Here is a 24607-nt window from a genome sequence, read left to right as displayed (position 1 = left end):
GTCGCATATTTCGAACATTGGGAGCATGTGCAATGGCTTTCCGGGAAAAGATCGCGTGGCTCACGCTGCTTGCGATGCTGATCGCCTATTCAATCTATTTCGGGCTGATCCTGTCGCGGCCGGAGCCGCCGACGATGCTGGGGATCATCTGGCTGTTCGGCACGATCTCGCTCGCCCAGCTCGTGGTGGTGATCGCCGGCAGCATAGCCATCGCCGTGCTTTCGGGCCGCGAGGCGCGGGCGCGGGCCGACGAGCGCGAACGGGCGATCGCCCGGCGCGGCGCGCGTGCCGCCTATTATGTGCTGATGGCGGGCATGATCCTGGCCGGCGTGGTGATGCCGTTCAGCGAGCCGCCGTGGAAGATCGTGAACACCGCGCTGCTGGCGCTGGTGATCGCCGAGGCGGTGAACAACATCGTCGTCCTGATGAGTTACCGGAGGGGCTGGCATGGCTAGAATCGCCAACCAGATCCGCACGCTGCGCTTCCTGGCGGGCGAGATGACCCAGGCCGAGCTGGGCGACCGGATCGGCGTGACCCGCCAGACGATCGCGGCGATCGAGCAGGGCAAATATTCCCCCACGCTGGAATCCGCGTTCCGCATCGCCCGGGTGTTCGGCAAGCCGCTGGAGGAGGTGTTCCAATGGGAGGAATGAACACCGCCGCCTCCCCCGCGCACGCGCCAGTGCCTTGATATGGATCGCTTTCCGGCGCGGCGGGCGATTCCAATCCGCGGCAAACCGCCCTATCCTGCCGCCCGGGACGAAGGAGACGGCATGCAACGGGTTATGGGCGGGCTGGCGGCGCTGGCGATGATCGCCACGGCTGGCCCCGCCGCCGCCGAAAGCTGGCGCAGGACCGCGTGGAGCGGCGCCGCGCCCGATCGCGCGGTCTATCTGGTGGACACCGATTCGATCGTGCGGACGGGCGATACGGTGCGTTTCCGCACCACCACGATCTGGGAAAAGCTGGCCGCGCCGCGCGACTTCGACCGTTCGATCGCCGAGCGCGAGGGCAATTGCGCCACCGGTTCCTCGGGCATCCTGCGCACCAGCTATTATGCCGGCGGGCGGATCGTGCGCCAGAACGCCGCAGCAGGCTTGCTGCGCACGCACGCTCCGGGATCGCTGATGGCGCAGGTGCTGAACGCGGTTTGCGGCAAGGCCGGATACCAGTCCGGCCGGATCGCCGACCCGGAGCGCGAGGTGCGCACCTGGCTCAGCGCCAATCGCTGAGGCCGTCTCGGGGCGAGCGATTCGACGGCGCGGAACTTCCCCCGGCCGCGCGGAGCAGGAATGGTGCCCCCAATCGAACGAAGTCCAAACCCGCACAAATGCCAGGGGCAGCGTTCGAGCGATGCGAGAATGGTGCCCCACGTCGGTCGAAACCGCGAACTGGGTGCTTACGGTCCCTCTTCCTGCTTCAGGCCGCTATAATCAAGCCATCGCTCTTTTGGGAAGCGGCGTGCCGATCCGCGAGGTCGCACGTGAGTTAGGCTACAGCACTGGAGGGAATTTCGCCAAGAGCTTCCGGGGTTGGGCCGGGTGCACGCCAACCGAATGGCTAGTTCAAAATGAGATTACGCAACCGCTCTCCGAGCGCGTTGCAGACGCGGAGCGACTGTTGGCGAGCGGCCGCTATACGATCGCGGGCGCAGCTAAGCTGGCAGGATTTTCTTCGGGGACAGCCCTGAGCGTGGCGTTCAAGCGGGTTCACGGTCGCTCCGCCACTCAGTGGCTATCCGAGAACAGAAATGCGCTGGATTGCTCGAAGCCCGGCGTAGAGTGGGTGTCCCCAAGCGGCAGGAAAGTTCTGATCGAGTCGCGGATAATGCCTCCCGCAGGGCGCTCGCGGCGATAGCCATTCGCCGTATCCCACCAAGACGAAAGAGGTTGAGAACACCGCTGCCGTGCGCCATCGTCCTCGGCCAGTGGAGGAGCTATGGTTCAGTATACACTGAGGCAACTAACCATGGCCAGCGACAAGCTGACTGACGATCTGGACGCGGGTCAACTTGCGGTGGCGACTAAGTATATCGATGCTCTTACCCATCCACTTGCACCGGACGATATTCGGAGCGCGATGGCGCTACTTCCAGCTGAAGGAGACACGGCCGCCGGTCTTAATTGGTCGCTCTTGCACGCAATCGAGGCGGCACCGGACTGGCCCATGTGGGAATTGCTCGCAGATCGAAGCAACGAGTGGGTCCGCATCTTGCGCCTGAGACTTGCAAATGCGGACATCCATCCTTCTACAGAAGACGAATGGGAGCGGGGAAAATGATTATCTCGGAGCGCGATGGCGTGTACTCAGCGCAGCACATCACTGGCCCTACGCATAACCTGCTCCGGATGAGGCTCCGCAACGGAGCAGACGCTGATTTCCCCGTGACGGTGCTTCCACCTGTAGGCGATTGTCGCCATCATGATGGGCTAAAGGCTGAAGAAGTGATCCCGGCCATCCGTGCGGGGGTTATGAAAGCAAACACGAAATTGGGAACCGACTTTGCGGTTGAACACGCGGAAATCGTAGAGAACGATAGCCGGCAGCCTGCGGTGTACGAACTCCTCGCCCGTCGGATTGTCGAGACCGCGGTAGCGAAATCGCAGTAACGGGTCCAATCAGCGGTCTTCCACAGGGACAGCCTTCCACGCTTCAAAGCTGGGAAATATTTCTGACCAGGGCCATTCCGCTCGGCTTTCTGCGCGCCACGTTAAATGCACCTGTGCAAAGCGACCGTCCTCAAGGCGGAACAAGACATCATCTCGCCGCCACCGCCTCGCCAATGCTGTACCTGAAAAAGGATACAATACGTGAAGGGGGTGAACCTCCCGAAGCAGCTCAGCCTCAAGCTCCTGCCGCTCGGACTCGCTTTCGATGCCGTACCAATCTCCGTCCCATGAGTATTCAGCCGTCATGCGCTATCCCAGTGTCAAAGAAGTTAGGTAATTGCGACGCTGGCGTGCAGCGTCGAACGTAGCAGGCGGATTTTCTCCACTCGTTCTGGTGCGCCGCTTAAAGTCCCAAGCCGTTGATCGAGCGCGCGGATTGCAGCGCTGATCTCGGCCTCGTCGCAGCGTCCTCTCAGCTTGATAGCCGCGAAGGCCAGTGCAATGTCGGCCTCCTGTCTTATCCAATCCAGCTGAATCTCGTCGATTTGCCCGCGCGCCTTTTCGGGGGTCAGGCCCCATCTTCTCAGTAGCCGATCGACATAGCCTTCGTAGGAGGCGGTGGGGTTACGCTTGTTCCAACCCTTGAATGCGGCGAGCAGATCGCTCCCGGTGTCGTTTCCGTGAGGTGAGTCGTCGTCGGTCTCGGACCAAAAGAATGGCGCATTCAGGGCTCGCCGTGCGTCCGGATGATACTTCGCCCATTCTATGTCCAGATCGTCTACCGAGGTCGGGACTTTTCGAGCCGCCTTTCGGGCCTCGTCCATCTGCCTCATGTAGGCCAGTAGCTCATCCGGACTTGCTGGCAGGGCGGCCTTGGCTTCCTCGATCGCGGCGTTGAACCGCGACACGTCAATTTTGCTCCAGATCGCCGACTTCAGGCGGAGGCCTTCAATGAGCGCCTCAGACAATTCGTCCAACGCTCGTGGCAAGATGTGAGCGACGGCATAGATGCCACCTGGGCGCGCGAACGACTCGGCCTCACGGAGTTTGCTCGGATATTCGAGATCGAGTTTTCCGGCTTTCGCTCGATACCGCGCGCGGACCTGCTGTGGGAATTTCTCGATATGGCGCTCAAGAGATTGCTCCAGCGTCGGTCGCGCCGGGCCTTCGTGCCGAATGAACGCGATGACCTCGATCGCCAAATCCGCCGGCTCGACTGCCTTGAGTGTCAGCTCAAGATGCTGTGACGCACTGGTGAGGATTGACGCCCCGTAGGAGTTATATGCCCTCGCTAAGCACAGAATCTTCACGGGTGAATCCTCGGATGATTTCGTCGGCGATGCGTAGAAGATGAAACTGATGAGAGCTAGCTGTTGGAACAAAGTGGCGGATGACCTTCTCACAGCCGAACGCATTGAAGAGATCGTCGCGCGTGCTGCCGAGCAGCAATCGGAGAGCCGTGAAACGGCGTCCAGCCGCATTGCGCAACTCAAGCGGCAGCTTGTCACCGCAAAGCGCAAGGAAACCAACCTGTGGGACCTCGCTGCGGATCAAGGCGTGAAGGCGCGGCAAGGGTTCTTGAGCAAGCTGGACATGATTCAAGAAGAGGCCGCCGATCTCCAGCGCCAGATCATTGCCAATGAAGAATTGGTGGCTCGGTCAATTCGCCCGCTGACGAGCGCCGAGGCGGCCGAGAAGGCGGCAGAAATGCGCGATTTGCTGCTGAGCGCCGACATTAAGCTCAAGCGCCGTTTCGTGCACGCCGTTATCGAGGATGTCGTTGTAAACGAAGACGAAATCAAGATTGAAGGGGTGAAGTCGAACTTGGCAGAGACCGCCGCCGGCCTGCAAATTGCCACGTCGCCCCCGGTTCGTGGTTTTGACCGCGAATGGTGCCCCTGGCCGGACTCGAACCAGCATGCCTTGCGGCAACCGATTTTGAGTCGGTCGCGTCTACCAATTTCGCCACAGGGGCAGCGCGGGCAGGGGCTAGACGATGCGCCCGCCCGCCGCAAGCGGCCTCCCGGCCGGCGGCCTAGCTATTGGGGCCGTTGGGCGGCGGCCCGTTGGGGTTGCCCGCGCTGGTGCTGGGCGGCGGAGGCGCCGTGTCCACCGATGGCCCGACCGCGTTGGTCGACGGAGGCGGCGGTGGCGGGGGCGGGGGCGGAGGCGGCGGCGCGGACGGCGGCGGAGCCTGCGTATTGGGCGGCGGCGCCTGCGTTGGCGGCGGCCCCTGCGTATTTGTGTTCGGCGGCGGCTGGTTGGTCAGCGGCGTCTGTGGCCCCGGGAACATGGGATTGCCGCCCGGCGTGCCGAAGCCGCCCGGCCCCTGATCGTCGGGCGCGCGCGGGAAATCGCCCGGCAGCGCCCCGGGCGCGCGCGGCGGCAGCGGCATCGGCCCGCGCGAGGGCGCCGGCGGCTGCCACACCGGGCCGCCGTCCATATCCGGCTCGACCACCGGCCAGTCGAAGCGCTGTGCCAGCGAGGGATAGAGCAGCGCCTGAACCTTCAGCAGCCCTTCGGGGGAGATCACGAACGGGCCGATCGGCGCCGCGCCCGGGCGGGGCACGTACACGGCCAGCATCGGGCGATCGAGCGTCACCTTGCGCCCGCCCGATTCGACGTCGATCGCGCCGGGATGCGTCATCCCCTGTGTCGCCGGTCCCGGCCCGCGCAGCAGGATCAGCGAGGCGGTCTCCGGATCGCTGCGCACGCCCGCGGGCACGCCGCGCTCGCCCGCCGCGATCAGCGCCGCGGACGGCCCCACCACGCCCTCCAGGATGGTGCCGCGCACGCCGATCGACGCGACCGGCGTCTTGATCTGCGATCCGCCGCCGTTCGATCCGCGGCCCGACATGAAGCGGAAGGCGCCGCCCGTCACCGTGGCCCCCATCGTCCGCGAGCTGCGGTTGGGATCGTAGACATAGCGATCGATCGTCAGCCGCGCGTTCGAGCCGACGGTGAACACCGATTTGTCGAGCAGCAGCACCTGCATCTGGCTGCGCGCGCCGGTCTGCACCAGATCGGCGATCGCGATCCGCTGGCGCAGCGCCACCGGGCGGGCCATCGGCTGGCCGGGCTTGCGCAGCCGCACGTCGTTCTTCACCGCGGAGGTGACGCCGATGTTCTGCGCGGCGGCGGGCACCGGCACGGCGGCGGCCGCGAACACCGCGGCACCGGCGAGCAGCGGCAGGCGAAAGCGTTGCTTGCGTCCCATGATCAGAACCCTCCCGGCCGGGCGACAGGCCCGCAGGCGCCGGTCACCTCGCCCCACAGCGCTTCGTCCACCTGCACCGATGCGTCCAGCGCGGCAATCTCCGCCCGGCCGCCCTGCTTGTCGTCGAGCCGGCAGAGCAGGCTGGCGTGGAGCAGGACCGCCTTGTCCGCGCCCGGATTGTCCATCAGCACGCGCTCCAGCGTGGCCACCGCGCCGATCAGGTCGCCATCGCCGATCTGCTGGCGGGCGAGCGCGACGCCGCGATCGGGCTGGGTGGAGCCATCGGCCAGCGCGTCCAGCTCGGCAAAGCCGTCCTGCGCATGGGCGGGGCTCGCCATTGCGGCCGCGCCGCCCAGCGCGAGCAACAGGAGCATGCGGTGTCGGAATGCCACGGGCGCTCTCCTCAGGTCCGCCGCGAAATCGAGTCGGCGGCGTAACAGGCTAGCACCCCGGCGCCCGCCCGGAAACCTGCCGCGCCCGGCAGGAGCGTTCAGTTGCGCGGCGGCTGGCGGCGGTAGCTGAGCGCCTCCGCCACATGGATGCGGCCCAATCCCTCGCTGCCCGCCAGGTCGGCGATCGTCCGCGCCACGCGCAGCACCCGGGTGTAGCCGCGCGCCGAAAGCCGCATCGCTTCGGACGCCTGGGCCAGCAGCTTGCGGCCTGCCTCGTCCGGGGTCGCCACAGCATCGAGCAGCGGCCCTTCGATCTCCGCATTGGTGCGCGCCGGGGCATCGGCGTAGCGCGCCGTCTGGACCGCGCGCGCCGCCGCCACGCGCGCCGCGACCTCGGCCGATCCCTCCGCCGGGGGCGGCAGCACCAGATCGGCGGCGGTGACGGCCGCCACCTCGACATGCAGGTCGATCCGGTCGAGCAGCGGCCCGGATACCTTGGCCTGGTAATCCGCGGCGCAGCGCGGCGCCCGCGCGCAGGCGAGTGCCGGATCGCCCAGATGGCCGCAGCGGCACGGGTTCATCGCCGCGATCAACTGGACACGCGCCGGGAAGGTGACGTGCGCGTTGGCGCGCGCGACGCTGACGGTGCCGGTCTCCAGCGGCTGGCGCAGCGAATCGAGCACCGCGCGCTGGAATTCGGGCAGCTCGTCCAGGAACAGCACGCCCAGATGCGCCAGGCTGACCTCGCCCGGGCGCACGCGCAGCCCGCCGCCGACCAGCGCCGCCATCGACGCCGAATGATGCGGCGCGCGGAACGGCCGCGTCCGCGTGAGCCGTCCGCCCGAAAGCGTGCCCGCGACCGAGGCGACCATCGAAACCTCCAGCGCCTCCGGCATTATGTAGCAAACGCACCAACGTCCGGATAGATGTAATCGCCTGTGGTGCGTAATGTCAGCATATGACGGACTATGCAGTTGAGGCGCTGAAACGGAAGCGCGCGGAGACAACCGGCGAGATAGCCCGGTGTCAGGCACGGCTAGAGAAGCTGGCGAGCGACCTTGCCCACATAGACGGCGTGCTGGCGATCCTAGCGCCCGATCTGGTGCAGGAAGCCATACTCCCCAAGGTATTCACGCCTCCGAAGTCATGGAGCAAGCGGGGCGAAATGAGCCGCACCGTTCTCAATATCCTGCGCACGGCCAAGGAGCCGCTGACAACACGGGAGATCGCGGGGATGGTCATGCGCCAGCGCGGGCTACCAGAGCCCGACAGCGCCTCCCTGAACGTCATGACGCGCCGCGTAGGGCATTGCCTCAGGGACAAGCGCGAGCATGGCGCCGTGCGCTCGATCGAGGAAACGGGGCTTTGGTTGCAGTGGGAGATTGTGCGGTAACCTTAGATGGCACCCGGTCGAGTCAGGGCCGCGTAAATCTGTTCCCAAGAGCCGTGCATTACCAAACCGGCGTACTTTGTCGGAATATCCGCTTGGCGAGCGATATCGGCGAGGCTCAACACTTTGCTGTCATAGTACGGCTTAAGAACGCTCCGTGCTTCCAGTGGCATTAGGATAGCAAGCGCGCGCCATTCCGCGAGCCGGTCCAGATTCGTTTCAATGCCCTCTTTCAGAGGGTCCTGCATTTCGGGCGGCAGTCCGATTTCCTCGGCCAGCCTGTCGATCGCTTCCGGGTCTGCCGTCTGCGCCCAAGCAGGGTCAACCGTATGAAAAAGCTCTTTGCAGCAAATCATCCGCTGCCAATCTTTCGAATGGCCGCGATGATAATAGATATTGACCATGCGCTTCGGGTCGCCGCCGTAGACACCCCCGCGATCATGCCAAATTTTGATAGCTCCCTGCAGGATGTCAGGGTCGAGATCAGCGCCGATAAACTCAACGTCGTCGTCGTGACCACCGTCCCGTAATACGGCCAGCACGTCATTGACGTCGATAGGGAGGGTGGTTCGGCCTTCAAAGGCCTTAATTAGATCGGCTGCCTTCATCTGTGCCGGATAGGCAACAAAAAAGCCCGGAGCAAGCCCCGGGCTTCTTGGGTGATTTTGGTGCCGTCGCTCAGAGCGCAGCAACAAACTCGCGCATATCCATTACGGGGTGATCGCTAACCGGCGCTTGCTTGCTGATAGTGGCCGTCCGCTGGCGATGTTGCATCTTCGCCGAGCGAAACTGTTCGTGGATCTCATCGACAGTGATAATGTCGTCCCTCCGGCCTCGGAAGAACTTCACGTTCACCAATTCCTCACCATGCCCAGAGAATGGGCACTCGGCCTTATCAATCTCATTCGACATAGCGGTTCCCTTTCCGTTCACTCATCCACAACATTTATAGAAGCTAAATGCTGTCTATGAGGTGAATCTGTTTAAATTACGTCACTACCTAAAAGCAAGTGCATCTTAAATGATTACAATCGCCTATGTGGGTGTTGTAACTGCCTCTTGCAAGGCGCGCTTGCTCAAAAAAAAGATTCTGTCAAGGCTTGAACCGCGCGAAAAGTGATTCGGTTCCGGTCATCCGGCCTTCCGCTGCCAGTACGCCGCCCACTTGCGCGACACAGGCGAAGCCATCGCGCTTTCCGCCACCAGCATCGCCTGCGAGCCGTTCGACACGCGGCGGTTATCCTCGCGCCACGAAGCTTCCTGCGCGTAGGCATACAGGTACGGCCCGGCGATATGGTGGTGCGTGCCGATCTCCATGCGACGCAGGCGGGAGAAGTAGCTTTCGGCCTGATTGGTGCAGGCGCCTTCGTCCATGAACTGGACCGAGTGATTGACGCGATGCACGTTCCAACCGGCGTGCAGCGCATCCCAGCCGGTGCCTTCGTCGGCGTGGATCGTGGCGAGCGTGCCGACATGATCGCGCACCATCGGCACCGCATCGCCTTCGTTGCGCACTACGAAGGACAGCGACTTGCCTCCGCGCTCGCGCATCACAACGACGCACTGGCGCTTGCCGGTGCGGTTCATGGCTAGGCGGCGGTCCTTGCGATCCGCCTTCTCATTCTCAGGCTTCACGTATCCGCCGAAATAGGCGCCGTCGATTTCCACCACGCCATCAAGGCGGCGGTTCTGCTGTTCGAGCGCCATCGCCTCGCGCAGCTTGTGGCTGAGAACGAAGGCAGTCTTGTACTGGACATCAAGATCGCGGCTCACCTGGAGCGCCGAAACGCCCTTGGCGCCATTCACGAAGATGACGATCGCGGCGAGCAGGTCAACGAACGTGAGCTTGCGGCTCGCGAAAATCGTGCCGCTCGTGACGCTGAACTGGTGGTGACACGCGACGCACTTGAAGCGGCGGCGCGACGTGATGTTGTACGTCTCGGCGCAACCACAGCGCGGGCAAACCGCTTCGCCGTCCGTCTCCGGCCAGCGAAGCTGGCAGAACGTCTCGTAGGCCTCGGCGTCCGACATGCGGAAAACCTGCTTGAGGCTCAGCGTGCGGGCGGCGGCGGAAAGAAGGAAATGCTGCATGTCATCGTTTCCAGTGCTTATGCACTGTGCATGATGGCAACATGTACCGTTGTCAACGGCAAATGCATCGCATATGATGGCGTTTCACATCACAGGACGCGATACAATGCCGGTTGCTGAGAAGGAATGGGAGGACCGCGTTAAGCGGCTGCTGAAAGCCGAGCTGGCGCGCAAGGGGATCACCTACGCGCAGCTCGTTGGGAAACTTGCCGATATCGGCGTCCACGATACGGAACCGAACATTCGCAATAAGATTAGCCGTGGGAAGTTTACGGCCGTGTTTCTCGTTCAGTGTCTTGAGGCCGTCGGAGCGAGGGGGATTGATGTATCACCTTAACCTGCGCCTCCAAATCTTTGCCGGTCTTAATGGACAGCAATACATCGGTGTAATATGGATTGCCAGAATGGAGTTCAATTCCGACAAGATATTCTTTATTCTCTTTTAATGGGAAATCTCTTTCTGCCAAACGGATAAGAAATGGTGGCTTGCTAACTTTATCCGAAATATCACGCGATAGCAGTAATATATTTTTCCGTTGTCCAGGTTCTATTTTATTTAAATTCTTCGCAACTTTCATTGCGCCATGGAGATTAAGTGATTCACCTTCAACTTGAATTCGATCCAATATGGCATACCACTCATTGATAGCTTTATCGTGAACATTCTCTATCTGGATGATGATACTCATCTTGTAAGGCACGCCGTCCTGTCGAGCTTCAAGTGTGCCTTTTGGCTTTGCGATGGACGCTTGCAACACCGCCTTTGGGTAGGGATAGTCGAAGCCGGTCGAGTCCAATGGGCGATGCGTAGCTAAAGTTGGCAACTGAAATGGGGGCGCCAAGCGTGGCGAATCCGGCTCATCCATGGCGGGTTTTGGCGCTCGCGATGGCGAGCGCTCCCTTCTCGCCAAAAGCGTATCTATCCATACGCCAGCAACCATCCCCCCAAGAGCCGTCATAGAGTAGAGGACAGGTGATGACGTGGCAAAATCGATGATGGCGCCCATCACGCGATCCCATGTCCGGCCGGCGTTCGCGTACCAACCCTTGTCCTCGGCGACGTGAATGAACCACTCCCCAAGGACCGCGACGATAATCGCGCCGACGCCACCGACCAGTAGCCAAGTAAGGACAGCCCTAACGGTATTCCGCATGGCGCCAGTTCTGAAGCGAAGTCATCGCGTTGTGGAGTCGAAATAAAAACTGACACGCCCTAGCTCCTTAGTTGGAGCGGCACAGCGCAAACGCAGGCGGACGTATCGCGGGCGATGATACCCGTAACCGCCTTGGTGCGTTTGCTACATAATGCCGAGCGCCTCGGCCGCGTCGAGCGGGGGCAGGATGCCCGGCAGGCACGAGGCGAGCAGCGACTTTCCCGCGCCCGGCGGGCCGGACATCAGCAGATTGTGGCCGCCCGCCGCCGCGATCTCCAGCGCACGCTTGGCTGTTTCCTGCCCCTTCACCTGGCGCAGGTCGGGGCCGTGGCCCGGCGCCTCCACCTCGCCCGCGGCGGGCGCGGGGAGGAGCTGGCTGCCCTTCAGATGGTTGAGCAGCCCGATCAGGTCGGGCGCGGCGATCACCTCCACGCTGCCGGCCCAGGCGGCCTCCGGGCCCTGGGCGGCGGGGCAGATCAGCCCCTTCCCCGTCTCCGCCGCGTGCAGCGCCGCCAGCAGCACGCCCGGCGACGGCGCGATCCGCCCGTCCAGCCCCAGCTCGCCCACCACGACGTGTCCCGACAGCGCCTCCGCATCCACCACGCCCATCGCGCCGAGCAGCGCCAGCGCGATCGGCAAATCGAAGTGCGAACCCTCCTTGGGCAGATCGGCGGGCGAAAGATTGAGGATGATGTGCTTGGGCGGCAGCGCCAGCCCGATCGCGGCCACCGCGGCGCGCACCCGCTCGCGGCTTTCCGCCACCGCCTTGTCGGGCAGGCCGACGACCGCGAACTTGGGCAGCCCGGCGACGAGGTTGCACTGCACCTCCACCGCGCGCGCCTCCAGCCCCAGATAGGCGACCGTCGAAACGCTCGCGATCATGCCGCTCCCCCCGATTGCGGGCGCGACGATAGCGGCTTTTCTCCATTGTGGAATGGCTTGCGGCCGGAACGGAGCAAGCAGGCGCGTCTTGTACCCGCAACACGCATCGCCCACATGGGGGCCGATGCCCGCCCACGCCCCCCGCCGCCGCAACCCGCTGGTGCGGTCGATCCTGTTCGCGACGGGCGTGCTGGTGATCATCGCATCGCCCATCGTCGGCGCGATTCCCGGGCCGGGCGGAATCTTCGTGTTCGCGGCGGGCCTGGTGCTGGTGCTCCAGAATTCCGCCTGGGCGCGCAAGCGGTTCGCCCGGTGGAAGCGGCGCTATCCCAAATTCGGCAACCTGGCCGACACCGCGCTGAGGCGCCGCAGCGCCCGCCGCCGCTACAAGCGGGAGCAGGACGCGATCCTGGACGCGGGCCTGCCGCCCGCCGATCCCGACTGGAGCATCCCTTCCGACTGGCCGCGGCTTGCCCGGCACGCGCTGCGCCGTCTGCTGGGCCGCACGCCCCCAGCCGGGCCGCGGGATTCGACTCGTTGACTTGCCGTCCGGCCTTCTCTAAGGGCACCGCTCACAGGGCCGCCCCAGTGGCGGCTTTTTCCGTTTACGAATACCGAGGATGAGCGATGAAGCGGACCTTTCAGCCGAGCAACCTGGTGCGTGCGCGCCGGCACGGCTTCCGCGCGCGGATGGCGACCCCCGGCGGCCGCAATGTGATCCGCGCCCGCCGCGCCCGCGGCCGCAACAAGCTGTCGGCCTGATCCGGCTTACCCGGCGGCAGGACTATCTTGCCGCCAATTCGGGCCGGCGCGCGCCGATGCCCGGCTTCGTGCTGCTCGTCCGCGATCGCGCGGACGGCGATCCCGCGATGCGAATCGGCATCACCGTTTCGGGCAAGGTCGGCAATGCGGTGATTCGCAACCGCATGAAGCGGCGCTTCCGCGCGCTCGCGCGCGAGCTGCTGCCCCAGGCCGGGATGGCTGGCGCGGATCATGTGCTGATCGGCCGCCAGGGCGGCATCGAACGCCCCTTCGCGGAGCTGAAGGCCGAGCTGGCGAAGGCGCTGGCGCGGGTGAAGCGATGATCGCGAAGCTGCTGATCCTCGTCGCGCGCGCCTGGCAGCTCGGGCCGTCGCTGATCCTGCCGCCAAGCTGCCGCTACAGCCCAAGCTGTTCGGCCTATGCAATCGAGGCGCTTCGCCGCTATGGCGCCGCAAAGGGCGGCTGGCTCGCGATCAAGCGAATCGCCCGCTGCCATCCGTGGGGCGGCCACGGCCATGATCCGGTGCCTTAGTTCAGGCAAAACTCCAGGGAAGCTGTAAGGTGAAGGAAGACCAGAAGAACCTCGTGATCTTCGCCGTTCTGGCGGCGCTGATCCTCTTTGCCTGGGGGCCGCTGACCCATTGGCTGGCGCCGCAGCCGGCCAAGCCGCCGGTAACCGCGAGCGCGACGCCCAAGCCAGGCACCGCCGCCACCCCCGGCAGCGCGCCGTCCGCCGCGGACACCACGCCGCTGCGGGACCGGACCGAGGTTCTGGCCGCAAGCGCCGGCGAGCGCGTGGTGATCGACACCCCCAAGCTGAAGGGATCGATCAACCTCAAGGGCCTGCGCTTCGACGACCTTGAGCTCGCCCGCTACGACGAGACGGTCAAGAAGAACTCGCCGCCGATCCGGCTGCTCTCGCCCTCGGGCGCGGAGACCGCCTATTTCGCCGAGTTCGGCTGGCTTGGCCCCAATGTCCAGCTCCCCGGCCGCGATACGCTGTGGCAGGCGAGCGCCAAGCGGCTGGCGCCCGGATCGCCCGTCACGCTCACCGCGACCAACGCTTCGGGCCAGCGCTTCCGCACCGAGATCGCGGTGGACGCGGACTATATGTTCACGATCCGCCAAACGGTGGAGAACCCCACCGGCAGCGCGATCAGCCTGACCCCCTATGCCCGGCTGAACCGCGCCGAGCGTTCGCGGGATATCGATCAATGGGCCGCCCACGTCGGCCCGATGGCGGTGGCCAACGGCGCCGCCAACTATATCGACTATAACGAGGTCGATAAGGGCGAGAAGAGCTTCGACACCCAGGGCGGCTGGGCCGGCTTTACCGATCATTACTGGCTGACCGCGCTGATCCCCGCCCAGGGCGCACAGGTGACGCTCAAGCAGCTCGCCACCGCCGACAAGCGCTACCAGGCCGAATATGCCGTGAAGGAGGCGTTCGACGTCGCTCCCGGCAAGGCGATCACCTACACCAGCCGCTTCTTCGCCGGCGCCAAGGAGGTGAAGCTGCTCGACGCCTATCAGGAACAGCTCGGCATCAGCCACCTGAACCGCGCGATCGACTGGGGCTGGTTCGAGATCATCGAGATTCCGATCTTCTACTATCTCGACTGGCTGTTCCGCCTGGTCGGCAACTTCGGCGTCGCGATCGTCCTGTTGACGATCACCATCCGCGCCCTGCTGTTCCCCGTGGCCCACAAGCAGTTCCAGTCGATGGCGAACATGCGCGCCATCCAGCCGAAGATGAAAGCGCTGCAGGAACGCTACAAGGACGACAAGCCCAAGCAGCAGCAGGAGATCATGAAGCTGTACAAGGAGGAGAAGGTGAACCCGCTCGCGGGGTGCCTGCCGATCCTGCTGCAGATTCCGATCATGTTCGCGCTGTACAAGGTGCTGCTGATCACCATCGAGATGCGGCACCAGCCCTTCGTGCTGTGGATCCGCGACCTTTCCGCGCCCGATCCGGCGACGATCCTGAACCTGTTCGGGATGCTGCCCTTCACGCCGCCCAGCTTCCTGGCGATCGGCGTGGTCCCGGTGCTGCTGGGCGTTTCGATGTACGTCCAGATCAAGCTGAACCCGGCGCCGATGGACGAGATGCAGAAGCAGATCTTCGCGTTCATGCCGTGGATGCTGATGTTCATGATGGCGCCGTTCGCGGTGGGCCTGCAGGTCTACTGGATCACCTCCAACGTGATCACGATCGCGCAGCAATGGTGGCTGTACAAACAGCACCCGGTGCTGTCGCAGAAGCCCGCGAAATGACGGAGCCAGCCCCGGAGGAGGAGACCGGCCAGGCCTTCTCCCCGGAGGCGCTGGAGGCGGCGCGCAAGCTGTTCGCGGGGCCGGTGGCCTTCCTGAAATCGGCGCCGGCGCTGAAGTTCCTGCCCGATGCGGAGGTGCCGGAGGTGGCCTTCGCCGGGCGGTCCAACGTCGGCAAGTCCTCGCTGCTCAACGCGCTCGCCGGGCGCAACGCGCTGGCGCGCACCTCCAACACGCCGGGACGCACGCAGGAGCTGAACTTCTTCGACGTGGGCGATCCCCTCGCCTTCCGGCTGGTGGACATGCCCGGCTATGGCTTCGCCAAGGCGCCGAAGGACATGGTGCGCCAGTGGCGGTATCTGGTGAACGACTTCCTGCGCGGCCGCCAGGTGCTGAAGCGCGCGCTGGTGCTGATCGATTCGCGGCATGGCATCAAGGAGGTCGACCGCGACATCCTGGACATGCTCGATCAGGCGGCGGTCAGCTATCGCATCGTGCTGACCAAGGCCGACAAGGTGAAAGCGACCGAGCTGGACGCCGTGCGCCAGCGGACCGAGGCCGAGGCGCGCAAGCGGCCCGCCGCGCATCCGGACATCCTCGCGACATCCAGCGAGAAGGGCATGGGCATTCCCGAGCTGCGCGCCGCCGTGGTGGAAGCGGTCGGCTGACCCCGGCCGCGCGGGGTTGACCCGGCGTCCCGCTGCGGCTCCAATCGCGGCAAAACACCGGAGGATGCCGTGAAACCCATTGCCGCCCTCGCCGCCGCCGCGGCGCTGTTCGCCGTTCCCGCCGCCCAGGCCGCGCCGCTCTGCAAGACGTTGAAGGCCGTGCTGCCCGTGGCGAAGAAGGACAAGTGGATGGCGGCCCTCAAGACCGGCGAGCCGGTAAATGGCGAATGGATGGCGAAGGAGCAGATCGACGGCTTCAAATGCGTGATCACCACGGGCAGCACCCCGGGGATGACGCGCGGCTTCTTCAACTGCACCTGGGCGGGCAATCGCACGGGCCAGCCGGTGACCGTCACGGTGGCCGAGATCGCCCGATGCCTGGGCAAGGAGGGGACCGTCGAGAAGAAGACCTATACGACGACGACCCTGTGGGACGTGCGGGCCAAGCCCCGGATTCTGATCGCGCTCAATGAGTTCAGCGACCGTCTGACCAAATTCTCCTTCTCGGTCATCGCGGAGTAAGGTCATGGAAACGCTGGAAATCCGCTCCACCGTCACGTCCGGCGGCCAGCTCGTGCTGACGCTCGACGCGGTGCCGCTCCCTGCGCTGGAGGCGGACCAGATCCTGGTCCGGATCGAGGCCGCGCCGGTCAACCCATCGGACCTGGGCCTGCTGCTCGGCCCTGCAGACGTGGACACGATCGCCGCCGCCGATGGCAGGGTGACCGCCACCATCCCGGCGGCGCGCATGCCGATGATGGCGGCGCGGCTGGATCAGGCGATGCCGGTCGGCAACGAGGGCGCGGGCGTGGTGATCGACGCGGGCACGGGCGCACGCGCGATGATCGGCAAGACGGTCGCGCTGGTGGGCTGCTCCACCTACGCCACCCATCGCATCGTCCGTGCGCACGAGGCCTGGGTGCTGCCCGAAGGCGCCACCCCGGCGCAAGGCGCGTCGGTGTTCGTCAATCCGCTCACCGCGCTGGCGATGGTGGAAACGCTGCGCAAGGAAGGGCACAGCGCGCTGGTCCACACCGCCGCCGCGTCCAACCTGGGCCAGATGCTCAACCGCATCTGCATCGCAGACGGCGTGCCGCTGGTGAACATCGTGCGCAGCGCGGCGCAGGCGGCGATCCTGCGCGGCATCGGCGCGAAGCATATCGTGGACAGCAGCGCGCCCGATTTCGCCGAGGCGCTGGCCGCCGCGGTGGCGGAGACGGGCGCGACGCTGGCGTTCGACGCGGTGGGCGGCGGACCGCTGGCCAACCAGATCCTGCGCGCGATGGAAGCGGCGGCGCAGGCGCGGATGCCCGCCTACAGCCGCTATGGCTCCTCGACCTGGAAGCAGGTCTATATCTATGGCGCACTCGATACCGGCCCGACGCAGCTCGACCGCAGCTATGGCCTGGCCTGGGGCGTCAGCGGCTTCCTGCTCACGCCCTTCCTGATGAAGGCGGGGGCGGAGACGATCCAGCGGCTGCGCGCCCGAGTGGCGGCAGAGCTGAACACCACCTTCGCGAGCCATTACAGCGCCGAGATATCGCTGCGAGAGGCGCTCGATCCCGACGTGATCCGCGCCTATGCCCGCAGGGCGACCGGCGAGAAGTATCTGATCAACCCGGCAAAGGGCTGAGGCCGCCCTGCGCCGGGGCGGGACAGGTCCAGCGGTTGCCGCCCCAGCCCCGCCCGGCTATCCCCTGCGGCCATGCTAAAGCTCATCATCGGCAACAAGGCCTATTCGAGCTGGTCGCTCCGCGGCTGGCTGGCGTGCAAGCTTTCCGGCCTGCCGTTCGAGGAGGTGGTCGTCCCGCTCTATGACGAGAGCTGGGACAAGCGGCGCGAGGGCGACGAGTTCGCCCCTTCCTCCGGCAAGGTGCCGATCCTGTGGGACGGCGACGCCGTGGTGTGGGACAGCCTGGCGATCGTCGAATATCTCAACGAGAAGTCCGGCGGCGACAAATTCTGGCCGGCGGACCCGGCCGCGCGGGCGATGGCGCGTTCGATGGCCGCCGAGATGCACTCGGGCTTCGCCCCGCTGCGCCGCAAGCACGGCATGAACATCCGCCAGGTCTATCCGCCCAAACAGCCCGACGAGGACGTGCTGCAGGACATCGGCCGGATCATGGAGATCTGGGCACAGGCCCGCGCGCGCTATGGCGGCGACGGCGAGTTCCTGTTCGGCCCATTCGGCGCGGTGGACGCGATGTTCGCGCCGGTGGTGACGCGCTTCGTGACCTATTCGCTGCCCGTCGCCCGCTTCGCCCCGGCCTATATGAACGCCGTTCTCCAGCACCCCTTCATGCAGGACTGGATCGCCGCCGCACAGGCCGAGGACTGGGTGATCGAGAAGTTCGAGCAGCCGGCGGATTGAGCGCGATAGCCTGAACGACCCGGTGGAAGGCGAAGCCCCTCCCCGGCAGCCGCTTCAGAACCCGCTGCCGTCCTTGCGGCGGAAGCCGGTGCCGTCGAACAGGTGCATGTCGATATCGGGATAGTGGCAATCGCTGGCGGCGGGCCTGCCCACGGCGATGAAGACGCAATCGGCGTCGCCGCGGTTCTGGAGGACGTGGCCGTTGGCGACGCCCTTGGGGAACACGGCGATGTCGCCGGGACGCAGCAGCGTCTCGCCCCCGTCCTCGACCAGCACCGCCTCGCCGGACAGCATCACGACGAACTCGTCCTCGCCCTCATGCCAGTGGCGCTGGGCGGACCAGGCGCCGGGCTTCAGCGTCGCATGGGTGAAGCCGAAATCGCTGATCCCGCTGGCCGGCGCCAGGCGGCGATACCAGCGATCCTTCACCACGCCCGCATATTCGGGCGGATAGCCGGTGGTATTCACCTGCGGGATTGCGTCTAGATCGAGCTTGGGCAATGTCGCCTCCACCTGTTCCGGAGCGCTGCTTTGCCCGATCCCATCGAACTGACCAAGGCCCTGCTCGCCGCCGAGAGCGTGACGCCCGCGCGCGGCAGCGTTTTCGACGTGCTGGAGGCCGCGCTGACGCCGCTGGGCTTCATCGTCGAACGCTTCGTCGACGGCGAGGCGCCGGACGGGCCGGTGGAGAATATGCTCGCCGTGCGCGGCAGCGGCGGGCGCCACTTCGCCTTCGCGGGGCATCTGGACGTGGTGCCCCCCGGCAAGGGCTGGGCCAGCGACCCCTTCGGCCCCGAAGTGCGCGGCGGCCTGCTCTACGGGCGCGGCGCGGTGGACATGAAGGGCTCCATCGCCTGCTTCGCCGCGGCGGTGGCGCGGGTGGAGACGCCGGGCACGGTGAGCTTCATCATCACCGGCGACGAGGAAGGCCCCGCCACCTGGGGCACCCCCCGGCTGATCGAGCGGATGGTGGCGCGCAACCTGATCCCCGATATGTGCATCGTCGGCGAACCCAGCTCGCACGTCCGGCTGGGCGACATGATCAAGATCGGGCGCCGCGGCTCCACCATCATCTGGATCGACGTGCCGGGCAAGCAGGGCCATGTCGCCTATCCCCATCTGGCCGACAATCCGATTCCCAAGCTGGTGGCCGCGCTGCACGAGATCGAGGGCATCGTGCTGGACGAGGGGACCGACTGGTTCCAGGCATCGAACATCGAACCGACCGACATCACCGTCGGCAATCCGGCGGGCAATGTGATCCCCGGCCATGCCGCCGCGCGGCTGAGCATCCGCTTCAACGACCTGCATCGCGGCGCCGATCTGGTGGAGCGCATCCGCGCGATCGTCCACGCCCACGCACCCGAAGCGGTGGTGAAGGGCACCGTCTATGGCGAGGCGTTCCTGACCGCGCCGGGCGCGCTCTCCACGCTGGTGCAGGACGCGGCCGAAGCCAGACTGGGCATCCGCCCCCAGCTATCGACCACCGGCGGCACCAGCGACGCGCGCTTCCTGTCGAAGATCTGCCCGGTGGTGGAATTCGGCCTGGTCAACGCGACGATGCACAAGCTGGACGAGGCGGTGGCGCTGGACGACCTGGAGGCGCTGACCGGAGTGTATGAGGATATCCTGCGCCGGGCGTTCGCCTGAGGCCCGGGGCGAACCGGGGCAGCGTCAGCCCGCCGCGCGTTCCCAGCCTTCGGTGCGGACCCATTCCAGGAAGGCGCCCTCGGCCATCGGCTGGGCGATCGCATAGCCCTGGAGAATGTCGCAGCCGATCACGCGGAGCACCGCGGCCTGGGCCTCGCTCTCGATCCCTTCGGCCACCGCTTCGCAGCCCAGGCCATGGACCAGGCCGATCACCGCCTGGGCGATGGCGCGGGCCTCGGCGTTCTCGGCGACCTTCTCGATCAGGCTGCGATCGAGCTTGACGCGATCGACCGGCAGCTCGCGCAGGCGCGCCAGGTTCGAATAGCCGGTGCCGAAATCGTCGATCGCGATGCTGGCGCCGTCGGCGCGGAGCAGCGCGATGGCGTCCACCACCTCTTCGGAACAATGCATCGCCAGCGTCTCGGTGATCTCCAGCTCGAGCAGCTTGGCGGGGGCGCTGGCGGCCAGCATCGCCTCGCGCAGGCGGCGGAAGAAGCTGGCGTGATCGAGCTGGCGCGGGCTGATGTTGACCGCGAGCCGCTGGGGAATGCCCATGCGGCCCCAGCGCGAGATGGTCTCGGCCACCTCCTCGATCACCCATTCGCCGATCTCGACGATCAGGCCGGTTTCCTCGGCGCGCTGGATGAAGGCGGCCGGCATCTTCAGCCCGTCGCGGTGCTTCCAGCGCAGCAAGGCCTCCGCGCCGACGATATGGCCATCGCCTGCGCTCACCTGGGGCTGGAAGACCAGCGCGAACTCGTCCTTGTCCACCGCCTCGCGCAGGTCGCTCTCAAGCTGCGCGCGCTCGGCGATCTCGGCGGCAAGCAGATCGGTGAAATGCTCGGCGCGGCCGCGGCCCAGCGACTTGGCGTGATACATGGCGGCATCGGCGGCACGCATCAGATCGTGCAGCGTCGTGCCATGCTCGGGGCGCATCGCGATGCCGATCGAGGCGCCGATCGACACCTCCTGATCGGCCAGGTCGAACGCCTCCGACAGCGCGTAAAGGATGCCCCGGCCGATCCGGTCGGCATCGCGCACGGTGCGGATTTCGGGGAAGAACATGGTGAACTCGTCGCCCGCCAGCCGCCCGATCAGCGGCGGCCGCCCATTGCCCTCCGCGGTAAAGCGGTCGGCCACGGCGCGCAGCCGGTTGGCCACCATGCCGAGCAGCATGTCGCCGGTGGCGTGGCCCAGCGTGTCGTTCACCGCCTTGAAGCGATCGAGATCGATGAAATAGAGCGCCGCGACCGTGCCGGGCTGCATATCCGCCAGGACGCGCTCCGCGGTCCGGCGGAAATTGGTGCGATTCGCCAGCCCGGTGACCGGATCGAACATCGCCAGCCGCTGGACGCTGTCCAGGTTGGCGTTGAGCTGGCGGAACAGGCCCTCCATCGCGGTGGCGAGCGGGGGGACGCATTCCTTCACCTCTTCGGGGATTTCTCCCTCAAGGTCGCCGTTGGCGGCGCGCGAGAGGCGGGCGATGGCGGCGTCGATGGCGGAGGCGGTGGAGGCGACGGTACGCTCGGCCGAGGCCCAGCTCATCACGCCGCAGACTATCGCGGCGATCAGCGCGCGGCCCGCGCTTTCGACGCTGAGCGTGTGGGTGGAGCCTGCGGCGAGCGCAAGGATGAACGCCACCGCACCGGCGCACATCGCGAAGGCGATTGCGCGGCTCTTTAGCGAAAATCCTTCCACCGGTCCGATTGACCCCTCGCTACGGCTTACCGGGACACCCTCCTGTCCGGTTCGGCAGCGCGCAGAGTTGCAGAAAGGGGTTAAGAATTTCGTTCCGATACCGGGGCGGAACGATCCCGCCGCAGGACAATATAGAGCGCCCCCGCCCCGCCGTGGCGCGGGTGGGCGGCGCGGACCGCGGCGATCCGCTCCGCATGGCGCGATGCCGCCAGCCAGTCGCCCACCGCCGCCCGGATCGCGCCGCGGGCGTGCGGGCGCTGCGATTCCGGCCGCGGCGGCTTGCCGGTGACGAGCAGCAGCACGCGATCGCCGCGCGCGATGGCGTGCGCCAGCCCGCGATCGAGCCGGTCATAGGCGGAGCCGAGCGTATGGCCGTGCAAATCCACGGTGCTTTCGGGCGCGACCAGCCCACGCGACAGGCGGCGGTCCCATGAGGCGTCGAGCGTGGCGGCGGCGGCCGGGACGGCACGGGCGGCGGGCTGCTGGACCGGCCGCGCGGGGGCGGGATGCGAACGCGCCCGGGGCGCAGGCGCAGGCGGCTGGGCGGCGGCGGGCGCGACCCCCTCCCCCGCCGCCGTCCGGGCCGGGCGCGGCGGATGGAGCGGCGTGACGCTCTGCGCCACCCGCCGCCACAGCGCCGCCTCCTCAGCCGAAAGGCGCCTCACTGCGCGGGCGGCGGCAGCCGGGAGAGCGTGCCCAGCGGCAGCAGCAGCCAGGCGCTCCCGCGCGCGGACATGCCGCCCGCGATCGCGCGCGCGTCGTCGCCCGCGCCCCAGAAGGTGTCGAAGCGGTTGGCGCCCTTGATCGCCCCGCCCGTGTCCTGCGCCACCCAGATGCCGGTCGCGTCGGTGCGGTCCATCGACAGGAACACCGGGGCGCCGAGCGGCACATAGGCGGGATCGGCCGCCACGGTGGTCATTCCCGTCACCGGCAGCCCCATCGCGCCGAGCGGGCCGGCGCCCTTCAGTTCCTGGAAAAACACGAAGCTCTTGTTTTCGCGCATGATCGCGCGGCCCTGTTCGGGATTGGCGCGCAGCCAGGCCATGATGCCCTGCATCGAAGCCTGGCCGGGCGCGAGCAGCCCGCGCTGGCGCATCAGCGCGCCGATGCCGGTATAGTCGCGCCCGTTCTGCCCGGCATAGCCGATGCGCATCACCCCGCCATCGGGCAGCCGCAGCCGCCCCGATCCCTGGACCTGGAGGAAGAATATCTCCACCGGATCGGCCGCCCAGGCGATGATGGGCGCGCGACCGTTCAGCGCGCCCTGCTCGATCGCGGTCCGGTCGTGATAGGGGACGAAGCTCTGCCCATCCACGCGGCCGCGGATGCGCTTGCCCTTCAGCGCGTCGGAGAAGAGGCCCAGGTCCACCTCCACCAGATCGGCCGGCTTGGCGTAGATCGGCACCTCATAGCCCGGCCGGCGCTCACGCGACCCGGCGATTTCGGGCTCGTAATAGCCGGTGGCGAAGGCCTTTCCGTCGGCGATCTGCACCGTTTCGAAATAGCGGGCGAAGAAGGCGGCGGCATCGCGGCCCGGCCAATCCTGCGCAGCGGCGCAGGACGGCGCCCAATCGGCCCCGCGCGTCAGCCCGGTGACATCGGGCCGGCGCTGGAGCGCGCCGCAGCTCAGCTTGTAGGCGGCCAGCGCGCGCGCCGCTCCGGCGGCATCGATCGGCAGATCGGCCACGGCAGGGCCAGGACGCGCCCCAGCGGCGAGCGCGGTGGCGCTGCCCGCGGGCGCGGCTGGCGCGGGAGCGGCCGGGATCGGCGTGGCCGCCGTCGGCTGGCGCACCGGGATATTGGTGGAGGGGTGCGAAGGCGCGGGCGTATAGGATGGCTGGTACGGCCGGGCGGGCGGCGGCCCGCGCTCTGCCGAGGGCGGCACGAGCCCGCCGCATCCGCCCAGCAGCGCGGCCGCGGCAATGGCAGCAATTCGGCGCATCGCGGGTTCCCCTTGTCGATCCGGTTGTCGATCAGGCCGACAGACCTAACCCGGCGCGGCGCCGCGCTCAATCACCCGATATGACGGAGAACCCCGCGGCGCGCGCGGAGCACGGATCACACCTCGTCGGTGTCGACCAGCTTCCAGTTGGGATCGGAGCTGCGCAGCGTGCGCTGGAAGGTCCAGATGTCGTGCGTCTCGACCGCGTCAGTAAGCGATCCGGCGACGACGTTGCCCTCCTGGTCGCGCGTCACCGCGGCGATATCCGCGTCGAAGCGCACCGCGATCCGCGCCACCTTGTTCTCGACCGAAGCTTCGATCACCTGGACGCGCTCGATCGCGATCAGGCGGTTCTCCAGCACATGGCCCGCCGCCTTTCGCTCGGCGATGGCCTCGCCGAAGGCGCGGCGCACGTCATCCTCGACCAGCCAGTCGAGCGTCTCCTCGTCGCCCTTCCAAAAGGCTTCCAGGATCATGCGATAGGCCGCCTTGGCGCCTTCGAGGAACTGGGGCAGGTCGAACGCCGGATCGGCGGAGATCACGGCGCGCAGGCCGGTTTCGGCTCCCACATCCACGTTGCGGCCGCCCGGCTCGCGCGCTTCGGGCGGGCTTTCGATCCCGCGCGGCATCGGCGGGGCCGGCATCCGCTCCTCGGCGGGCTTGGGCAGCGGCTGCTCGTGCCCGGTGCGCTTGCCAAGGACGGCATAGAGCCGCAGCGCCAGAAACGCCGCCACCATCGCGAACAGGATTACGTAGAAAAGCACCAAGCCTCCTGAGCGTTGTCGCATCCAACATAGGGGGAATGGCCGCAGGATTCAAATCCGGCGGACGACGCGATCGTGCGGCACCTCCGCGCGCCGGAGCGGGACGCCCCGGCCCCGAAGCGCGCCGTTGAATCGCGGGTGCGGCCCTGCTAGGCGCGGCGCCTGAAATTGCCGCGCGAAAACCGCGCGGATCCCCGTTGAAGAGGAAATATTCTGATGGCCGAGCCCGAGAACGAAGCCTTCGGCGAGCCCGTTGCCAATGGCGCAGACACCGCGCCCGCGGTCGGCGTGATCTCGCAATATGTGAAGGACCTCTCGTTCGAGAACCCCAACGCTCCGGCGATCTACCAGAACCAGAACGCGCCGCAGATCGAGGTTAACTTCAACATCGGCTTCGGCCAGGTGGCCGAGGAAGTGTTCGAGGTGATCCTGAAGGTGGACGTCCGCGCCACCGCAGAGAGCACGACCGCCTTCGTCGTCGATCTGGAATATGCCGGCCTGTTCGGGCTGCGCAACGTTCCGGCCGAGCAGATCGAGCCGTTCCTGCTGGGCGAGGCGCCGCGCATCCTGTTCCCCTTCGCCCGCCGCATCATCGCCGACGCGGTGCGCGACGGCGGCTTCCCGATTCCGCTGCTGCTGGAGCCGATCGATTTCGGCGCCGTCTACATGCAGCGGCTGCAGGCGCAGGCCGAGGCGGCCGCGCAGGAGGCCGGCCAGGCCTGACCGCCTGAGGCGGCCCGGCCCG

The 24607-nt window shown here is 66.5% G+C and carries 33 protein-coding genes, 1 tRNA gene and 2 pseudogenes; 19 read left to right on the top strand and 17 right to left on the bottom strand.

Annotated features, from left to right (window positions below):
- Positions 1 to 32: 32 nt before the first annotated feature.
- From OM513_RS05355 to OM513_RS05335, 6 genes are all read left to right on the top strand, one after another.
- Positions 33 to 455 carry a hypothetical protein gene (locus OM513_RS05355; protein WP_264943126.1) on the top strand — a complete coding sequence of 141 codons (423 nt, stop codon included), beginning with the start codon at positions 33 to 35 and terminating at the stop codon, positions 453 to 455.
- Positions 448 to 654, top strand: coding sequence for a helix-turn-helix transcriptional regulator (locus tag OM513_RS05350; protein WP_264943125.1), 207 nt, complete (start codon positions 448 to 450; stop codon positions 652 to 654). The genes OM513_RS05355 and OM513_RS05350 overlap by 8 nt, the downstream gene beginning before the upstream one ends.
- Positions 655 to 774: 120 nt before the next feature.
- Entirely contained in the window at positions 775 to 1233 is a 459-nt protein-coding gene (locus OM513_RS05345; RefSeq protein ID WP_264943124.1) for a surface-adhesin E family protein, read from the top strand.
- Positions 1234 to 1354: 121 nt separating this feature from the next.
- The gene (locus OM513_RS20810; RefSeq protein ID WP_380916283.1) at positions 1355 to 1858 is read left to right on the top strand and encodes a helix-turn-helix domain-containing protein; all 504 of its coding nucleotides are present in this window, start codon (positions 1355 to 1357) and stop codon (positions 1856 to 1858) included.
- A 111-nt stretch (positions 1859 to 1969) separates the two neighbouring features.
- Positions 1970 to 2281 carry a hypothetical protein gene (locus OM513_RS05340; RefSeq protein ID WP_264943123.1) on the top strand — a complete coding sequence of 104 codons (312 nt, stop codon included), beginning with the start codon at positions 1970 to 1972 and terminating at the stop codon, positions 2279 to 2281.
- A complete protein-coding gene (locus tag OM513_RS05335; RefSeq protein ID WP_264943122.1) occupies positions 2278 to 2610 on the top strand; it encodes a hypothetical protein in 333 nt (110 codons plus the stop codon). The genes OM513_RS05340 and OM513_RS05335 overlap by 4 nt, the downstream gene beginning before the upstream one ends.
- Before the next feature lie 329 nt (positions 2611 to 2939).
- On the opposite strand, the gene OM513_RS05330 is transcribed toward OM513_RS05335, so the two are convergent.
- From OM513_RS05330 to OM513_RS05300, 7 genes and pseudogenes are all read right to left on the bottom strand, one after another.
- Positions 2940 to 3920 carry a hypothetical protein gene (locus OM513_RS05330; protein WP_264943121.1) on the bottom strand — a complete coding sequence of 327 codons (981 nt, stop codon included), beginning with the start codon at positions 3918 to 3920 and terminating at the stop codon, positions 2940 to 2942.
- On the bottom strand, positions 3889 to 4212 hold the full coding sequence (locus tag OM513_RS05325) for a hypothetical protein (protein ID WP_264943120.1): 324 nt from the start codon (positions 4210 to 4212) through the stop codon (positions 3889 to 3891). Before OM513_RS05325 ends, OM513_RS05330 begins: the two co-directional genes overlap by 32 nt.
- 57 nt (positions 4213 to 4269) lie before the next feature.
- Positions 4270 to 4530: a hypothetical protein gene (locus OM513_RS05320; RefSeq protein ID WP_264943119.1), complete on the bottom strand. Its 261-nt coding sequence runs from the start codon at positions 4528 to 4530 to the stop codon at positions 4270 to 4272.
- Positions 4501 to 4585, bottom strand: a tRNA-Leu gene (locus OM513_RS05315). The genes OM513_RS05320 and OM513_RS05315 overlap by 30 nt, the downstream gene beginning before the upstream one ends.
- Before the next feature lie 60 nt (positions 4586 to 4645).
- A complete protein-coding gene (locus tag OM513_RS05310) occupies positions 4646 to 5827 on the bottom strand; it encodes a FecR family protein (protein WP_264943118.1) in 1182 nt (393 codons plus the stop codon).
- A 2-nt stretch (positions 5828 to 5829) separates the two neighbouring features.
- A complete protein-coding gene (locus tag OM513_RS05305; RefSeq protein ID WP_264943117.1) occupies positions 5830 to 6201 on the bottom strand; it encodes a hypothetical protein in 372 nt (123 codons plus the stop codon).
- Positions 6202 to 6317: 116 nt separating this feature from the next.
- Positions 6318 to 7109 (bottom strand): annotated as a pseudogene (locus OM513_RS05300) (ATP-binding protein); the annotation flags it as partial.
- Positions 7110 to 7177: 68 nt separating this feature from the next.
- Here OM513_RS05300 and OM513_RS05295 point away from each other — a divergent pair.
- Positions 7178 to 7612 carry a hypothetical protein gene (locus OM513_RS05295; RefSeq protein WP_264943116.1) on the top strand — a complete coding sequence of 145 codons (435 nt, stop codon included), beginning with the start codon at positions 7178 to 7180 and terminating at the stop codon, positions 7610 to 7612.
- Between the two features lie 2 nt (positions 7613 to 7614).
- Here OM513_RS05295 and OM513_RS05290 read toward each other — a convergent pair whose 3' ends face one another.
- From OM513_RS05290 to OM513_RS05280, 3 genes are all read right to left on the bottom strand, one after another.
- The gene (locus tag OM513_RS05290; protein WP_264943115.1) at positions 7615 to 8217 is read right to left on the bottom strand and encodes a hypothetical protein; all 603 of its coding nucleotides are present in this window, start codon (positions 8215 to 8217) and stop codon (positions 7615 to 7617) included.
- Positions 8218 to 8287: 70 nt separating this feature from the next.
- Positions 8288 to 8521: a hypothetical protein gene (locus tag OM513_RS05285; RefSeq protein ID WP_264943114.1), complete on the bottom strand. Its 234-nt coding sequence runs from the start codon at positions 8519 to 8521 to the stop codon at positions 8288 to 8290.
- Positions 8522 to 8740: 219 nt separating this feature from the next.
- The gene (locus OM513_RS05280; RefSeq protein ID WP_264943113.1) at positions 8741 to 9700 is read right to left on the bottom strand and encodes an IS1595 family transposase; all 960 of its coding nucleotides are present in this window, start codon (positions 9698 to 9700) and stop codon (positions 8741 to 8743) included.
- A gap of 73 nt (positions 9701 to 9773) precedes the next feature.
- Here OM513_RS05280 and OM513_RS20805 point away from each other — a divergent pair, with 73 nt between their 5' ends.
- Complete coding sequence (locus OM513_RS20805; RefSeq protein WP_406701327.1) at positions 9774 to 10037, top strand: DUF6471 domain-containing protein; 264 nt, start codon at positions 9774 to 9776, stop codon at positions 10035 to 10037.
- On the opposite strand, the gene OM513_RS05275 is transcribed toward OM513_RS20805, so the two are convergent.
- Together OM513_RS05275 and OM513_RS05270 are read right to left on the bottom strand one after the other, a co-directional pair.
- Entirely contained in the window at positions 9970 to 10707 is a 738-nt protein-coding gene (locus OM513_RS05275) for a hypothetical protein (RefSeq protein WP_264943112.1), read from the bottom strand. The genes OM513_RS20805 and OM513_RS05275 overlap by 68 nt on opposite strands.
- Before the next feature lie 303 nt (positions 10708 to 11010).
- A pseudogene (locus OM513_RS05270) lies at positions 11011 to 11736 on the bottom strand (magnesium chelatase domain-containing protein); the annotation flags it as partial.
- 124 nt (positions 11737 to 11860) lie between these two features.
- On the opposite strand from OM513_RS05270, the gene OM513_RS05265 reads away from it, so the two are divergent.
- From OM513_RS05265 to OM513_RS05225, 9 genes are all read left to right on the top strand, one after another.
- Complete coding sequence (locus tag OM513_RS05265; protein ID WP_264943111.1) at positions 11861 to 12277, top strand: hypothetical protein; 417 nt, start codon at positions 11861 to 11863, stop codon at positions 12275 to 12277.
- 86 nt (positions 12278 to 12363) lie between these two features.
- A complete protein-coding gene (rpmH, locus tag OM513_RS05260) occupies positions 12364 to 12498 on the top strand; it encodes a 50S ribosomal protein L34 (protein ID WP_044332822.1) in 135 nt (44 codons plus the stop codon).
- Positions 12495 to 12821: a ribonuclease P protein component gene (rnpA, locus tag OM513_RS05255; RefSeq protein WP_319951607.1), complete on the top strand. Its 327-nt coding sequence runs from the start codon at positions 12495 to 12497 to the stop codon at positions 12819 to 12821. The genes rpmH and rnpA overlap by 4 nt, the downstream gene beginning before the upstream one ends.
- Positions 12818 to 13030: a membrane protein insertion efficiency factor YidD gene (gene yidD / locus OM513_RS05250; protein WP_264943110.1), complete on the top strand. Its 213-nt coding sequence runs from the start codon at positions 12818 to 12820 to the stop codon at positions 13028 to 13030. Before rnpA ends, yidD begins: the two co-directional genes overlap by 4 nt.
- Before the next feature lie 29 nt (positions 13031 to 13059).
- Positions 13060 to 14772 carry a membrane protein insertase YidC gene (yidC, locus tag OM513_RS05245; RefSeq protein ID WP_264943109.1) on the top strand — a complete coding sequence of 571 codons (1713 nt, stop codon included), beginning with the start codon at positions 13060 to 13062 and terminating at the stop codon, positions 14770 to 14772.
- Positions 14769 to 15437, top strand: a complete 669-nt coding sequence (yihA, locus tag OM513_RS05240; RefSeq protein ID WP_264943108.1) for a ribosome biogenesis GTP-binding protein YihA/YsxC — start codon at positions 14769 to 14771, stop codon at positions 15435 to 15437. Before yidC ends, yihA begins: the two co-directional genes overlap by 4 nt.
- Positions 15438 to 15506: 69 nt before the next feature.
- Complete coding sequence (locus OM513_RS05235; RefSeq protein WP_264943107.1) at positions 15507 to 15959, top strand: hypothetical protein; 453 nt, start codon at positions 15507 to 15509, stop codon at positions 15957 to 15959.
- A 4-nt stretch (positions 15960 to 15963) separates the two neighbouring features.
- On the top strand, positions 15964 to 17070 hold the full coding sequence (locus OM513_RS05230) for a zinc-binding dehydrogenase (RefSeq protein ID WP_264943106.1): 1107 nt from the start codon (positions 15964 to 15966) through the stop codon (positions 17068 to 17070).
- A 72-nt stretch (positions 17071 to 17142) separates the two neighbouring features.
- A complete protein-coding gene (locus tag OM513_RS05225) occupies positions 17143 to 17808 on the top strand; it encodes a glutathione S-transferase family protein (RefSeq protein ID WP_264943105.1) in 666 nt (221 codons plus the stop codon).
- 54 nt (positions 17809 to 17862) lie between these two features.
- On the opposite strand, the gene OM513_RS05220 is transcribed toward OM513_RS05225, so the two are convergent.
- Positions 17863 to 18309, bottom strand: a complete 447-nt coding sequence (locus OM513_RS05220) for a cupin domain-containing protein (protein WP_264943527.1) — start codon at positions 18307 to 18309, stop codon at positions 17863 to 17865.
- A 30-nt stretch (positions 18310 to 18339) separates the two neighbouring features.
- Here OM513_RS05220 and dapE point away from each other — a divergent pair, with 30 nt between their 5' ends.
- Positions 18340 to 19458: a succinyl-diaminopimelate desuccinylase gene (gene dapE, locus OM513_RS05215; RefSeq protein ID WP_264943104.1), complete on the top strand. Its 1119-nt coding sequence runs from the start codon at positions 18340 to 18342 to the stop codon at positions 19456 to 19458.
- A 24-nt stretch (positions 19459 to 19482) separates the two neighbouring features.
- On the opposite strand, the gene OM513_RS05210 is transcribed toward dapE, so the two are convergent.
- The 4 genes from OM513_RS05210 to OM513_RS05195 all read right to left on the bottom strand — a co-directional run bounded on the left by OM513_RS05210 (position 19483) and on the right by OM513_RS05195 (position 23886).
- Positions 19483 to 21156 carry a putative bifunctional diguanylate cyclase/phosphodiesterase gene (locus OM513_RS05210; protein WP_264943103.1) on the bottom strand — a complete coding sequence of 558 codons (1674 nt, stop codon included), beginning with the start codon at positions 21154 to 21156 and terminating at the stop codon, positions 19483 to 19485.
- 80 nt (positions 21157 to 21236) lie between these two features.
- Positions 21237 to 21821 (bottom strand): Smr/MutS family protein, encoded by a 585-nt coding sequence (locus tag OM513_RS05205; RefSeq protein ID WP_264943102.1) that lies wholly within the window; start codon positions 21819 to 21821, stop codon positions 21237 to 21239.
- Positions 21818 to 23098, bottom strand: a complete 1281-nt coding sequence (gene mltA / locus OM513_RS05200; RefSeq protein ID WP_264943101.1) for a murein transglycosylase A — start codon at positions 23096 to 23098, stop codon at positions 21818 to 21820. Before mltA ends, OM513_RS05205 begins: the two co-directional genes overlap by 4 nt.
- A gap of 116 nt (positions 23099 to 23214) precedes the next feature.
- Positions 23215 to 23886, bottom strand: coding sequence for a Tim44/TimA family putative adaptor protein (locus OM513_RS05195; protein WP_264943100.1), 672 nt, complete (start codon positions 23884 to 23886; stop codon positions 23215 to 23217).
- Positions 23887 to 24078: 192 nt separating this feature from the next.
- Here OM513_RS05195 and secB point away from each other — a divergent pair, with 192 nt between their 5' ends.
- Positions 24079 to 24585, top strand: coding sequence for a protein-export chaperone SecB (gene secB, locus OM513_RS05190; protein ID WP_264943099.1), 507 nt, complete (start codon positions 24079 to 24081; stop codon positions 24583 to 24585).
- Positions 24586 to 24607: the final 22 nt, after the last annotated feature.

Source organism: Sphingomonas canadensis, assembly GCF_026013525.1.
Taxonomy (GTDB): Bacteria; Pseudomonadota; Alphaproteobacteria; order Sphingomonadales; family Sphingomonadaceae; genus Sphingomonas; species Sphingomonas canadensis.
Note: the sequence above shows the minus strand (reverse complement) of the source record. Positions and strands in the feature narration are given on the sequence as shown.